Raw genomic sequence first — 12,236 nt, forward strand, 5'->3', positions numbered from 1 at the left:
GCCGAGGCCAAGTACCTGACCACCAAGGTCTCGCTGGAGGTCGCCTCGCGGCTGTTCGAGATCCAGGGCGCCCGCGCCACGACCAGCGCGTACGGCTTCGACCGGCACTGGCGCAATCTGCGCACCCATACCGTGCATGACCCGGTGGCCTACAAGGCGCGCGAGATCGGCGACTGGGTGCTCAACCGCCGCGCTCCGCAGTTCAGCCTCTACAGCTGAGCCCCGCCCCTCCGCCCGTTGTACTGCGGCGTTTCGACACGGTCGGGTCCTGAGCTGGCGCGGCGGAGCTTGCGACGACGCGGCGTCGAAGGGCGCCTAGCGGCTCGACCGGCGGGGCGGGCTGCTGCTGTGCCCCCGCCCGGCCGAGTCGAAACGCTCATCTCAGAAAGAAAGGACACCCGACGTGCCCGAGTCCATAGGTGACGCCGAACAGGCGCTGGACCGGGTCGCCAAGCTCGCCCCCGCCCTCGCAGCGGGGGCGAGTGAGCGCGACCGGGATCGTCGTCTCCCCCGCGCCGAGATCGCCGCGCTCTCCGAGTCCGGACTGCTCACGATCACCGTGCCGCGGCGATTCGGCGGTCCAGGGCTCGGCGCCACGGTGCTGGCCCGGGTGGTGGCGGCCCTCGCCGCCGCGGACGGCAGCATCGCCCAGATCCCGCAGAGCCACTTCGTCTTCCTCGAGGCGCTGGCCCGCGGCGGCAGCCCCGCCCTGGGCGAGGAGATCTTCGGCCGGGTCCTGCGCGGTGCCCGGATCGCCAACGCACAGACCGAACGCGGTGGCACCACGGTCCGCGACGACGCCACCCGGCTCACCCGCGGACCCGGCGGGCGACTCACCCTGACCGGCACCAAGTACTACTGCACCGGGGCGGCCTTCGCCGACATCCTGGCGGTCCGCGCCGTCGCCGACGACGGCACCACCGTGATCGCCTACGCCGATGCCACCGCACCCGGCATCACGATCGACGACGACTGGGCCGGCTTCGGCCAGCGCACCACCAGCAGCGGCACCGTCACCTTCGACGGCACCCCCGTCGCCGACGATCACCTCGTGGACTACACCGCCCTGCTGGCCACGCCGAGCACCTACGGCGCCCGGGCCCAGCTGGTGCACGCCGCGATCGACACCGGGATCGCGCGCGGCGCCCTCGATGCGGCGGCGAGCGTGGTGACCGGGGCCCGTCCCTGGTTCGAGGCCTACGAGGCTGGCGCGACCCGCGCCGCCGACGACCCGCTGCTCCTGGCGCAGGCCGGTGACCTCGAGCTCGCCGTCCGCGGCGCCGAGTCGCTGCTCGGCACGGCGGCCCGGCGGATCGACGACGCCGAGGCCGCGCCCGCCGACGACCCCGCGGCCCTCGCCGAGGCCTCGCTGGCGACCGCGGCGGCCAAGGTCGCCGCCGGACGCGCGGCACGTCGTGCCGGCAGCGAGCTGTTCGACTTCGGCGGCACCCGGACCGCGGCCGAAGGAGCCAACCTGTCCCGCTACTGGCGTGACGCCCGCACCCACACCTTGCACGACCCAGAACGCTGGAAACTCCATCACCTCGGCCGCTGGGCCCTCGCGCGGGAGCTCCCGCCGAGCCACGGCACCCTCTGACCGAGAGAAAGAAGACCCTCCCCATGTCACTGAAACTGCACTGGTTCCTTCCGACCTACGGCGATTCCCGCTTCATCGTCGGCGGCGGCCACGGGCTTCCGGCCGGGGCCGCCCGCGGCGACCGCGACGCGTCGATCGGCTACCTGAGCTCGATCGCCCGGGCCGCCGAGGACTTCGGCTTCACCGCCGCCCTCACCCCGGCCGGGGCCTGGTGCGAGGACGCCTGGCTGACCACCGCGATGGTGGCCCGCGAGACCGAACGGCTCGGCTTCCTGGTCGCCTTCCGGCCCGGCCTGGTGAGCCCCACGCTGGCCGCACAGATGGCCGCCACGTTCTCCCGGCACGCACCGGGCCGGATCCTGCTGAACGTCGTGACCGGAGGCGAGCCCGCCGAGCAGCGCGCCTACGGCGATCACCTGGACAAGGCCGCCCGCTACCGGCGCACCGATGAGTTCCTGACCGTCGTGCGCGGCCTCTGGCGGGGCGATACCGTCACCCACCACGGCGAATTCCTCACCGTCGACGACGCCCACCTGGCCACTCTCCCGCTGCCCACCCCGCCGGTCTACTTCGGCGGCTCGTCGCCCGAAGCCGGCCCGGTCGCCGCCCGGCACAGCGACGTCTACCTCACCTGGGGCGAGCCGCCGGAGGCGGTCGCCGCCAAGATCGCCTGGATCCGCGGGCTGGCCGCCGAGCACGGCCGCACCGTCCGCTTCGGCATCCGGCTGCACGTGATCACCCGGGACACCGCCGAGCAGGCGTGGGCCGAGGCCGGCCGGCTGCTCGGCGCTCTCGACGAGAGCGTCGTCGAGGGTGTCCAGAACGGCCTCGCGCGCAGCGAGTCGACCGGGCAGGCGGCGATGCGCGATCTGCACAGCGGACACCGCGCCAACGGGTCGTGGCGCGACCCGCACGCGCTGGAGATCGTGCCGAACCTCTGGGCCGGCGTCGGTCTGGTCCGGGGCGGCGCGGGCACCGCGCTGGTCGGCAGCCACGTCGAGGTGGCCGACCTCATCGAACGCTACGCCGAGCTGGGCATCTCCGAGTTCGTGCTGTCCGGCTACCCGCACCTGGAGGAGCTGTACTGGTTCGGCGAGGGCGTCGTCCCGCAGCTCGTCGCGCGGGGCCTGTTCGACGACCCGCGGCTCGCGTCCCCCGCACCGGCCGGGCAGCCGTTCCTGGCGGGTGCCCGGTGAGCGCGCCGGCACGCAGCCGCAGCCGCGCGGCCCTCGATCCGGCGTCGCTGCGCCGCTTGTTCGGGCACATCCCGTCGGGGCTGGTCGCCGTCGCGGCGCTCGGCACCGAGGGACCGCTCGGGGTCCTGGTCGCCACCTTCGCGCCGGTCTCGCTCGACCCACCGCTCGTCTCGGTCGCCATCGCCCGGTCGTCGACCACCCTCCCCGCGCTGCGGGACAGCAGCCACTGGGGGCTCAGTGTGCTCGGCGAGCACCAGCGGCACGTCGCCGACGGCTTCCGGCGGCCCGCCGATCAGCGGTTCAGCGACCTCGACTGGTCGGCGACGTCCGACGGGGCGATCCATCTCGACGGTGCGGCGGCCACCCTCACGGTGTGTCCGGTCGAGTTCGTGCCGGCGGGCGACCACGTGATCGCCCTCGCCGCGCTCACCGATCACGCCGCCGGGCCCACGAGCGACCCGCTGATCTTCCACCACAGCCGATTCCACCGTCTCGACAAGGAGACCCACCGATGAGCCATCCCCTCCGACTCGCCGTCGCCGACCGCGGCGCCTGGACCGAACTCACCGCACCGCGGCACGACGCCGATCGGGTGACCCGCGTCCGCGCGGGCAGCCTGTCCGAGGCCGCCCGCCTGAGCGCGGCCGCACCCCGGCCGGCCTTCATCGACGTCGACGTTCTGCTCGCCGCCTCGGTGAACGAGGCCTTCCTGGCCTTCACCGAGGAGCGTCCGGACTGGTCGCCGGGCGCCCGGACCGAGGCGATCGTGCACCCGGGCACCCCGGTCACCCTGGCCGGACTGCTGTGGGACATCTGGGCGGCCCGGGTCGCGCCCGGCGTCACCCTGCACGCCGCCGATCCGGCCGCACTCACCGATCGGGTGCTGACCGAGGTGGTGCCGCTGCTCGCCGCCCGCGGTCTGGTGCTCGACCTGGGCGGCGCCGCGACCTCGGCCGCGTAGCGGGCGTCAGCGCTTCCGGTTCCAGAACTGGTGCGTCAGGCCGCGGCCGGTGGTCACCGACTCGATGTCGAACCGGTCCTGGAGTTCGGCGCAGCCGTCCCAGATGGACACCCCGGACCCGATGACCAGCGGGATGGTCACGAGGTGCAGGAAGTCGACGAGGTCGGCCTGCAGGAATTCGCGGACCGACGTCGGTCCGCCGCCCAGCCGGATGTCCCGGCCGCCGGCCAGTTCGTCGGCGAAGGCGAGCGCCTGCGCGGGGCCGGCATCGACGAAGTGGAAGACGGTGCCGTTGGCGAACGCGATCGGCTCGCGTTCGTGGTGGGTCAGCACGATCACCGGCGTCTTGAACGGCGGCTCGTCGCCCCACCAGCCGCGCCATTCGTCGTCGGCCCACGGGCCGGTCTGCGGGCCGAACTTGCGGCGGCCCATGATCTCGGCGCCGATCCCCTGACCCCAGGCGGAGGTGAAGATGCGGTCGGCGGTGATCGGATCGTCGACGTGCTGCACGCCGTCGATCACCCGGCCGTCGAAGTAGCCGAACAGCCGGCCGGCGTCGCCGATGGGCTTCTCATAGGTGACCGAGCCGCCGGCGCTGTAGCCGTCGAGGGAGATGTTCAGGTTGTGGACCCGGACTTTACGCATGCGCTACTGCACCGTCGCGATGCCGAGGCTCGGGAAGAAGTAGCAGGTCGCACCCGACTTCTCCACCGATCCGAAGATCGCCGAGAGGACCGTGCCCTTGTCGGTGTCGACGACGCCGCCGCGCGCGCCGTTGGCAGGCAGCGTCTTGTCGAGGCCGGTCTTGAGCTGATTCAGAACCGTGTCGCCCAGAACCGGGAGGCCCGCCGCGGCGATGCGTGCCTTGACCGCGTCGAGAATGACGGTGCTGAACGAATCCATCGGGTTGATGGCGCCCTTCATCGTGCTGGTGTTGAACCACGCGACCTGCATGCCCGACTTGCTCTTGCTGTCGTCGAACACCCCGGCCGGCACGAAACCGTAGAGGACCTCGCCGGACCGGACCGCGTTGAGGTCGGGCGGCAGCAGGTCGGTCACGGTCTTCGGGAGTCCGGGGGTGCCGGGCCCGGCGACGGCGCCGCCGACGGCGAGCGGGAAGGTGCCGTCCGTGCACGCGCCGATCGTCGGCGTGAACGGCGTGATGCCGAGTGCTTGCAGCGTCTGGTTGGCGGCGTCGATGCCGTCGATCACCGCGGCGGCGTCGGTCGGCGAGGACTGGATGCTCCCGATCGCCTGCTGCGCGGCGGCGCCGTCGGCGGCCGGGTCGGCGGCGGCGTGACCGCTCGCGGCGACGGCTCCGGCGGTCAGGGCGGTGCAGGCGGCGGCCGCCACGGCGGCACGGCGCAGACGGGTGAGCTTCATGTCGGACTCCTTCGGCGAAACGGCGGCGCGGCGCGGTCTGGCGTCACGCGACCCTCTCATTGCCGCACGCACACCCCGCGCCCGGCCAGGCCGTCCACCGAACCGTGACCGAGTCGACGGCAAGTCGTCACACTAGCCCCACTAGTTCACTCTAATCACAATCTTGCCGGCGGCTCAGGACCGAAGCGGCGGACTCGTCCTTCTGGTCGCGCGAACGTCGGCCGTCCACGCGTCGCCGAGGGAACATTCCCCTCGGCGACGCGTAGAAGGCCGGTCTTCTGCGACTACTCGGCGAAGGCCTCGATCGGGGGGCAGCTGCACACCAGGTTGCGGTCGCCGAAGGCATTGTCGATGCGGCGGACCGACGGCCAGATCTTGGCGCGCGCCCCGGCCGAGGGCAGCCCGGCCGGGTAGACCGCGGTGAGCCGGTCGTACGCCTGGTCCCAGTCGGCGACCAGGCACTCCGCGGTGTGCGGGGCCCCGTGCAGGGGGTTGTCGTCGACGGTCCACGTACCGTCGGCCACCTTGTCGATCTCACCGCGGATCGCGATCATCGCGTCGATGAAGGCGTCGAGCTCGGCGAGGTTCTCACTCTCGGTCGGCTCCACCATCAGGGTGTTCGCGACCGGGAAGCTCATGGTCGGGGCGTGGAAGCCGTAGTCGGCGAGGCGCTTGGCGACGTCGTCGACGCTGACACCGGTGGCCTTGATCAGTTCCCGCAGGTCGAGGATACACTCGTGCGCCACCCAGCCGCGGGCGTCGGTGTAGAGCACCGGGAAGTGGTCGGCGAGGCGGCGGGCGATGTAGTTGGCCGACGCGATCGCGGTCAGCGTGGCCCGGCGGAGGCCGTCGGCGCCCATCATCGCGATGTAGGCGTAGGTGATCGGCAGGATCGACGCCGAGCCGTAGGGCGCGGCCGAGATGGTGATTCCGGTGTCCGGCAGTTCCGGCGCGAGCGGATGACCGGGCAGGAACGGGGCCAGGTGCTCGCGCACCGCCACCGGACCGACGCCCGGACCGCCGCCGCCGTGCGGGATGCAGAAGGTCTTGTGCAGATTCAGGTGCGAGACGTCGCCGCCGAACCGGCCCGGCCGGGCGAGTCCGACCAGCGCGTTCAGGTTGGCGCCGTCGACGTACACCTGGCCGCCGGCGTCGTGCACGGCCGCGCAGATGTCGGTCACCTCGTCCTCGAAGACGCCGTGCGTCGACGGGTAGGTGATCATGATCGCGGCCAGTTCGCCCGCGTGCTTCTCGATCTTGGCTCGCAGATCGTCGGTGTCGACGTCGCCGTTCTCCCGGCAGCCGACCACCACCACGCGCAGACCGGCCATCACCGCGGAGGCCGCGTTGGTGCCGTGCGCGCTCGACGGGATCAGGCAGATGTCGCGCGCGTCGTCGCCGTTCGCCAGGTGGTACTTGCGGATCGCGAGCAGTCCGGCGTACTCCCCCTGCGAGCCGGCGTTGGGCTGCAGGCTCACCCGGTCGTACCCGGTGATCGCGACCAGCCAGCTCTCCAGATCGGTGATCAGTTCCCGGCTGCCGACCGTGTCGCCGGCCGGCGCGAACGGGTGCAGACCGGCGAACTCGGGCCAGGTGATCGGCTCCATCTCGGTGGTCGCGTTGAGCTTCATGGTGCACGAGCCGAGCGGGATCATGCTGCGGTCGAGCGCGATGTCCTTGTCCGACAGCATGCGCAGGTACCGCAGCATCGCGGTCTCGGTGCGGTGCAGGTGGAATGCCGGATGCGTCAGGTACGGCGACGTCCGATCGACGATCCCGGCGCTGAACGACGACGGTGCCGCGTCACCAGCGGAGAAGACCTCCAGGAGGTCGGCGACGTCGCCCTCGGTGGTGGTCTCGTCGCACGCGATACCGATGCGGTCGTCGTCGATCAGGCGCAGGTTGATGCCCTTGTCGGCCTTGGCCTTCGCGACCAGGCGGCCGGCCTCGCCCGGCACCTCGACCACGATCGTGTCGAAGAAGCGCGCATGCGACACCGTGCGTCCGGCACCGGCGAGGCCGTCCGCCAGCGCGGCGGCGCGGGCGTGCACACGCTCGGCGATCGCCCGCAGCCCGGCCGGACCGTGATACGACGCGTACATCGCGGCGAGCACGGCCAGCAGCACCTGCGCGGTGCAGATGTTGCTGGTGGCCTTCTCCCGGCGGATGTGCTGTTCGCGGGTCTGCAGCGACAGCCGGTAGGCGAGATTGCCGTCGGCGTCCTTGGAGACGCCGACCAGGCGGCCCGGCATCTGCCGGGTCAGTGCGGCGCCGACCGCGAGGTATCCGGCGTGCGGTCCGCCGAAGCCCATCGGGACGCCGAAGCGCTGGGTGGTGCCGAAGACCACGTCGGCGCCCTGCTCGCCGGGCGGGGTGATCAGGGTGGCGGCCAGCAGATCGAGGCCGGCGGCGACCAGCGCGCCGCGCTCGTGGGCGGCGGCGATGATCGGCGCGAGGTCGACGATCCGCCCGCTCGCCCCGGGGACCTGCGCGATCACGCCGAAGAACTCACCGTCGGGCAGTCCGGCACCGTCGGCGGCGGGATCGAGGGAGGCCTCGACCACCTCGATGCCCAGCGGCTCGGCGCGCGTGTCGATCAGGGCGCGAGTCTGCGGGAACAGGTCGTCGTCGACGACGACGCGCGGCGACTTCGACCTGCTCGCCCGGCGCAGCAGCGTCATGGCCTCGGCGGCGGCGGTCGCCTCGTCGAGCATCGACGCGTTGGCCACCTCCATGCCGGTGAGGTCGGCGACCATGGTCTGGAAGTTGAGGAGGGCCTCGAGACGGCCCTGGCTGATCTCCGGCTGGTACGGCGTGTACGCCGTGTACCAGGCGGGGTTCTCGACGATGTTGCGGCGCAGCACCGCCGGGGTGACGGTGTCGTAGTAGCCGAGGCCGATCATGCTCTTGGCGACGGTGTTCTTCGCCGCGAGGGTCCGCAGGCGCGCGGCGACGGCGGCCTCCGAGAGCGGCGCGTCGAGCGCGGCGAGGGCACCGTCGGGAGCGGCGATCGACGCCGGCACCACCTGCGCGGCCAGCTCGTCGAGCGAGGCGACACCGAGCACGTCAAGGATGCGTGCGGTCTCGGCCTCGTCGGGACCGATGTGGCGGGCGACGAACTCGCCGCCCAGACCATCGGTGCGGGCGGAGCTGTTCGGAGTGGCAGCGGTCATGGCGGGACGGCCTCGTCTCGTCGGGTCCGGGCATCTGCCCCGGACGCGGGCCCTCCCCCTCTGTCATGCCGCGCGAACGCGACGCCTGAGAGATTCGGTGCCGTCCCTCGCGGGGACGAACGGCACCTTTCACCGTGGGCGGACGGGCGGACCCGTCTCTTTCCAGAGACGCCGACAACGGCCACGGTCCGGGTGCCTGAGAGTTTGACGGAGAGGTGTTGCTCCTTCGGCGGTCCCGGCATTTGCCGGAACTCTCTCCCGCAGCGCAGCGACGTGGCCATCAGTATACCCACCGGTAGCGCCACACCTCCCGACAGAGGCAGCCCACGATGATCGAGCGGAGCCGAGGCCGCCCTCCGGGCGGGGGCTCGGCTTCGACACGGCCCACTCACTCCGTTCGCGGGCCGGCTCAGCCGGCGGGCTGCGCATGATGATCGAGCCCACATGATGATCGAGCCCACATGATGATCGAGCCCACATGATGATCGAGCGGAGTCGAGATCACCGCCCTCGACGAGGTGGGTGGTCTCGACTCCGCTCGACCAGCATGGATTCCGCTCGACCAGCATGGAGTCCGGTCGTCCGGCGAGGGGGTCTACCCCGTACGACGCGTACGGTTCTTCCGCCGGGCGGCCAATTCGTCTTCGGGGGCGGTTTCGGAGACCCCTCCGTCGGCGCGCTCGCCGGGGAAGTCGACGATGGTGCCGGTCAGTTCGCGCATGGCGCCGGAGACGGCGATGCCGAACACGCCCTGGCCGCCCTGCAGGAGGTCGACGACCTCTTCGGCGGACGTGCACTCGTAGACGGTGGTGCCGTCCGAGAAGAGGGTGATGCGGGAGAGATCCTCGACGCCGCGCTGGCGGAGGTGGTCGACGGCGACGCGGATGTTCTGCAGGGAGATCCCGGTGTCGAGCAGGCGCTTGACGATCTTCAGGATCAGGATGTCCTTGAAGGAGTAGAGCCGCTGGCTGCCCGAGCCGACCGCGCCGCGGATGGACGGGACGACGAGCGAGGTGCGGGCCCAGTAGTCCAGCTGGCGGTAGGTGATGCCGGCGATCTGGCAGGCCGTCGGGACCCGGTAGCCGACGAGCTCGTCGGGCACGGTGTCGTTCGGGAAGAGACCCGGCGCGACCTCGTCGAGGCCGCCCTGCACGGGTGCGCTGACCCTCGCCTCGAGCGCGCTCTGCTCCTCCGGACGCAGATCAGTCGGCTGATCGCCCACGGTGTCTCCCTCACGCAACAGTCGGACCGGTGAAGCGGCCCTTGGATCAAGGGTACTCCGGCCCGGTCGTTTCGGTGTGCCGCCCGCGCGAGTCGCGTCGGCGTCGCCCTTGAAACTAGGGACTGCCGGACTCCGAGACAACGCGACGCGCGGTAAACCTCAACCTAAAGTTCAGGTGCAGACCAATGGTGACCGCGCGGAGACCTATCCGTTACTCTTCAACCCTTCGACAGGCTCAGGGGGCGACGTTGGGAGGCTCAGGGGGCGACGTTGGGAGGCTCAGGGGGCGACGTTAGGAGGCCCAGGGTGAACCTGCCTCCTTCGTCGGCAGCTCAGGGGGCGGAGTCGGGGCCGAGGAAATCCTCGGGCGACACCTGATCGAGGAACTCCCGGAACGCCTCGAGCTCCTCCTGGGACTCCACCTCGCCCGCGCCACCGGCCTCTTCGTCGGGCATCGCGAGCCCGGCGTCGGCCAGCACCTCGTCGCTCGCAACGATCGGGGCGTCGACGCGCATCGCGACGGCGATCGCATCCGAGGGCCGCGCGGAGATCACGGCACCGCCGGAGAAGACCATCTCCGCGTAGAAGGTGCCCTCCTGCATGTCGACGATGCGGACCTGCGTGAGGTCCTGGTCGAACGCCGCGCAGAGATTGACGATCAGATCGTGCGTCAGGGGTCGCGGCGGTTCGATGCCGCGCTGCTGGAGAGCGATCGACGCGGCCTCGCTCTGGCCGATCCAGATCGCCAGGTAGCGCTCGCCCTCGGTCTCCCGGAGCAGCAGGACCGGCTGGTTCTGCGGCGCGTCGACCCGGATTCCGACCACACGCATCTCACCCATCGGCCCGGTCCTTTCCCGCTGACTCAGTCGAGTCGGCTGACTCAGTCGAGGACGCCGCGGACGGCGGCCTTCACCAATTGAGTATGCAGGGTCACCGAGAGCGCCGCCATCTCGCGGATCAGTTCCTCGGCGCGATCCCGCGCCCCGGTCCCCTTGCCCTTGGCGATCGGATTGGCGATCTGGGCGACGAGGCCGGCCTCGCGGTCCGCGCTCACCTTGAAGGCCCGCAGATGGCGGGTCTCCAGGCCGAAGTTGGCCAGCGCCGCCGCGGCCTCCACGAGGCGCACCGCGTCCTCGTCGAAGAAGCCGCCGGGACCGGAGGTCAGCAGACTGTTGCGCATCAGCTCACTGATGAACGCGGCATCCACGCCGGTCCGCTCGATCAGCGCCTCCCGCGAGACCCGGCCGCCACGGGCGGCGAAGTCGGTCGCCGGGGCGACGGCGCTGCGCGCCGACGACAGCAGCCGGGTGCCCGGCGCGTCGGCGGCCTGCGCGTCGATCGCCTCGAGCTGTTCGCGGATCACCTTCAGCGGCAGATAGCGGTCGCGCTGCGCCGTCAGCACGAAGCGCAGCCGTTCGCAGTCGGCATCGCTGAATCGGCGATAGCCCGACGGCGCCCGCTCCGGGGTCACGAGACCTTCGGCCTCGAGGAAGCGGATCTTGGAGATGGAGACGTCCGGAAAGTCTTCGCGCAGGAGGGCCAGGACGGCGCCGATCGACATCGATCGGCGTCCACCCGGCTCCGGGCGCGACGAATCCGCGCGAGCAGCGTTACCCGTCACAACAGTGAGCGGCCCTTAGCCCTCGGCCCGCGGGCCGGACAGGAAGACCAGACGGAACTTGCCGATCTGCACCTCGTCACCGCTGCTGAGGGTGGCATCGTCGACCGGCTCGCGGTTCACGTAGGTGCCGTTGAGGCTGCCCACGTCGACCACCTTGAAGTCGCTGCCGGACAGCCGGAACTCGGCGTGCCGGCGGCTGACCGTCACGTCGTCGAGGAAGATGTCGCTGTCCGGGTGGCGGCCGGCCGAGGTGGTGGCCTGGTCGAGCAGGAAGCGCGAGCCGGCATTGGGGCCGCGCTTGACGACCAGCAGCGCGGTACCGGGCAGCAGGCGCTCGACACCGGTATCCGTGGGCTCGGGGCCCGTCGCCGGGGCGTCGATCTCCTTGATGAACTCCTCACGGAAGACCGAGGTGGTCTCCACCGGAGCTTCAAAACCGTCGTCGTTACCGCTCACCACAACTCCTTCGCCGACCGGCGGACCGGTCGGTGTCACCGACAATTCTCTGACGGACACACTCCTCGTCGAGTGCGTTCGCGGGCAGGTTCCTTACCTTGAAGAACCTACCGGTTTCCGCCCCGGACCGTCAGCGAAGCCGCCGTCCGGGATGGATCAAATGATACTTCTCTTCCCCGACAACCGACTCAGTCGGTGATGACCTCGCGGTATCCGTCGGCGTCCAGCAGGTCGCCGAGCAGGGCGTCCAGATCGGCGTCGTCGGCCACCGTGATCTCCAGCAGCCAGCCCTCCCCGTACGGGTCGGAATTGACCAGCTCGGGGGCATCGACGACGGCGTCGTTCACCGCCGAGACCACGCCGGCGAGCGGCGCGTAGATGTCCGACACGCTCTTGTGCGACTCGATCTCCGCGAACGACTCGCCCTCGGCGGCCTCGGCCTCCAGGTCCGGCAGCTGCACGAAGACCACCTCGTTCAGCGCGTTCTGCGCGAAATCGGTGACGCCGATGCGCACGGTCGACGGTCCGACCTTGCGGATCCACTCGTGCTCGTCGGTGTAGCGCAGATCTTCGGGAACCTGGGTGGAAGTCAAGGTCGTACCTTTCTCACGGGATCCCGGCGCGCGG

At 71.1% G+C, this 12,236-nt stretch carries 13 protein-coding genes and 1 riboswitch; of the genes, 5 read left to right on the top strand and 8 right to left on the bottom strand.

The features are described from left to right. Nucleotides 1-60: 60 nt before the first annotated feature. The 5 genes from ACSEEN_RS09195 (at nucleotide 61) to ACSEEN_RS09215 (ending at nucleotide 3,754) form a co-directional block, all read left to right on the top strand. On the top strand, nucleotides 61-219 hold the full coding sequence (locus ACSEEN_RS09195) for a hypothetical protein (protein WP_440713034.1): 159 nt from the start codon (nucleotides 61-63) through the stop codon (nucleotides 217-219). A 184-nt stretch (nucleotides 220-403) separates the two neighbouring features. Continuing rightward, nucleotides 404-1,597, top strand: a complete 1,194-nt coding sequence (locus ACSEEN_RS09200; RefSeq protein WP_247867655.1) for an acyl-CoA dehydrogenase family protein — start codon at nucleotides 404-406, stop codon at nucleotides 1,595-1,597. A 23-nt stretch (nucleotides 1,598-1,620) separates the two neighbouring features. Continuing rightward, complete coding sequence (locus ACSEEN_RS09205) at nucleotides 1,621-2,793, top strand: LLM class flavin-dependent oxidoreductase (protein ID WP_247867650.1); 1,173 nt, start codon at nucleotides 1,621-1,623, stop codon at nucleotides 2,791-2,793. Next, nucleotides 2,790-3,308 (top strand): flavin reductase family protein, encoded by a 519-nt coding sequence (locus ACSEEN_RS09210; protein WP_247867648.1) that lies wholly within the window; start codon nucleotides 2,790-2,792, stop codon nucleotides 3,306-3,308. The genes ACSEEN_RS09205 and ACSEEN_RS09210 overlap by 4 nt, the downstream gene beginning before the upstream one ends. Next, nucleotides 3,305-3,754, top strand: a complete 450-nt coding sequence (locus ACSEEN_RS09215; protein ID WP_247867646.1) for a hypothetical protein — start codon at nucleotides 3,305-3,307, stop codon at nucleotides 3,752-3,754. Before ACSEEN_RS09210 ends, ACSEEN_RS09215 begins: the two co-directional genes overlap by 4 nt. A gap of 6 nt (nucleotides 3,755-3,760) precedes the next feature. Here the strand turns inward: ACSEEN_RS09215 and ACSEEN_RS09220 are convergent, their stop codons facing one another. From ACSEEN_RS09220 to gcvH, 8 genes are all read right to left on the bottom strand, one after another. Beyond that, entirely contained in the window at nucleotides 3,761-4,399 is a 639-nt protein-coding gene (locus ACSEEN_RS09220; protein ID WP_440713002.1) for a dihydrofolate reductase family protein, read from the bottom strand. Between the two features lie 3 nt (nucleotides 4,400-4,402). Then, a complete protein-coding gene (locus ACSEEN_RS09225) occupies nucleotides 4,403-5,137 on the bottom strand; it encodes a hypothetical protein (RefSeq protein WP_440713003.1) in 735 nt (244 codons plus the stop codon). 284 nt (nucleotides 5,138-5,421) lie between these two features. Next, nucleotides 5,422-8,310 (bottom strand): aminomethyl-transferring glycine dehydrogenase, encoded by a 2,889-nt coding sequence (gene gcvP / locus ACSEEN_RS09230; RefSeq protein ID WP_247867640.1) that lies wholly within the window; start codon nucleotides 8,308-8,310, stop codon nucleotides 5,422-5,424. Between the two features lie 174 nt (nucleotides 8,311-8,484). After that, a riboswitch (glycine riboswitch) is annotated at nucleotides 8,485-8,581 on the bottom strand. 324 nt (nucleotides 8,582-8,905) lie between these two features. Continuing rightward, a complete protein-coding gene (locus ACSEEN_RS09235) occupies nucleotides 8,906-9,532 on the bottom strand; it encodes a MerR family transcriptional regulator (RefSeq protein ID WP_371307916.1) in 627 nt (208 codons plus the stop codon). A 332-nt stretch (nucleotides 9,533-9,864) separates the two neighbouring features. Then, nucleotides 9,865-10,371, bottom strand: a complete 507-nt coding sequence (locus ACSEEN_RS09240) for a bifunctional nuclease family protein (protein ID WP_247867639.1) — start codon at nucleotides 10,369-10,371, stop codon at nucleotides 9,865-9,867. A 41-nt stretch (nucleotides 10,372-10,412) separates the two neighbouring features. Further along, a complete protein-coding gene (gene ftsR / locus ACSEEN_RS09245) occupies nucleotides 10,413-11,093 on the bottom strand; it encodes a transcriptional regulator FtsR (RefSeq protein ID WP_247867637.1) in 681 nt (226 codons plus the stop codon). Nucleotides 11,094-11,168: 75 nt separating this feature from the next. Beyond that, nucleotides 11,169-11,612 (bottom strand): glycogen accumulation regulator GarA, encoded by a 444-nt coding sequence (gene garA, locus ACSEEN_RS09250; protein ID WP_349306171.1) that lies wholly within the window; start codon nucleotides 11,610-11,612, stop codon nucleotides 11,169-11,171. A 185-nt stretch (nucleotides 11,613-11,797) separates the two neighbouring features. Then, complete coding sequence (gcvH, locus tag ACSEEN_RS09255) at nucleotides 11,798-12,202, bottom strand: glycine cleavage system protein GcvH (protein WP_247867632.1); 405 nt, start codon at nucleotides 12,200-12,202, stop codon at nucleotides 11,798-11,800. Nucleotides 12,203-12,236 lie beyond the last annotated feature (34 nt).

Source organism: Gordonia marina, from assembly GCF_052036135.1.
Classification (GTDB): domain Bacteria; phylum Actinomycetota; class Actinomycetes; order Mycobacteriales; family Mycobacteriaceae; genus Gordonia.

Coding starts and splice junctions, on each gene's coding strand:
- ACSEEN_RS09205 (WP_247867650.1), top strand. CDS start 1,621: ATGTCACTGAAACTGCACTGGTTCCTTCCGACCTACGGCGATTCCCGC.
- ACSEEN_RS09215 (WP_247867646.1), top strand. CDS start 3,305: ATGAGCCATCCCCTCCGACTCGCCGTCGCCGACCGCGGCGCCTGGACC.
- ACSEEN_RS09220 (WP_440713002.1), bottom strand. CDS start 4,399: ATGCGTAAAGTCCGGGTCCACAACCTGAACATCTCCCTCGACGGCTAC.
- ACSEEN_RS09225 (WP_440713003.1), bottom strand. CDS start 5,137: ATGAAGCTCACCCGTCTGCGCCGTGCCGCCGTGGCGGCCGCCGCCTGC.
- gcvP (WP_247867640.1), bottom strand. CDS start 8,310: ATGACCGCTGCCACTCCGAACAGCTCCGCCCGCACCGATGGTCTGGGC.
- ACSEEN_RS09240 (WP_247867639.1), bottom strand. CDS start 10,371: ATGGGTGAGATGCGTGTGGTCGGAATCCGGGTCGACGCGCCGCAGAAC.
- ftsR (WP_247867637.1), bottom strand. CDS start 11,093: ATGTCGATCGGCGCCGTCCTGGCCCTCCTGCGCGAAGACTTTCCGGAC.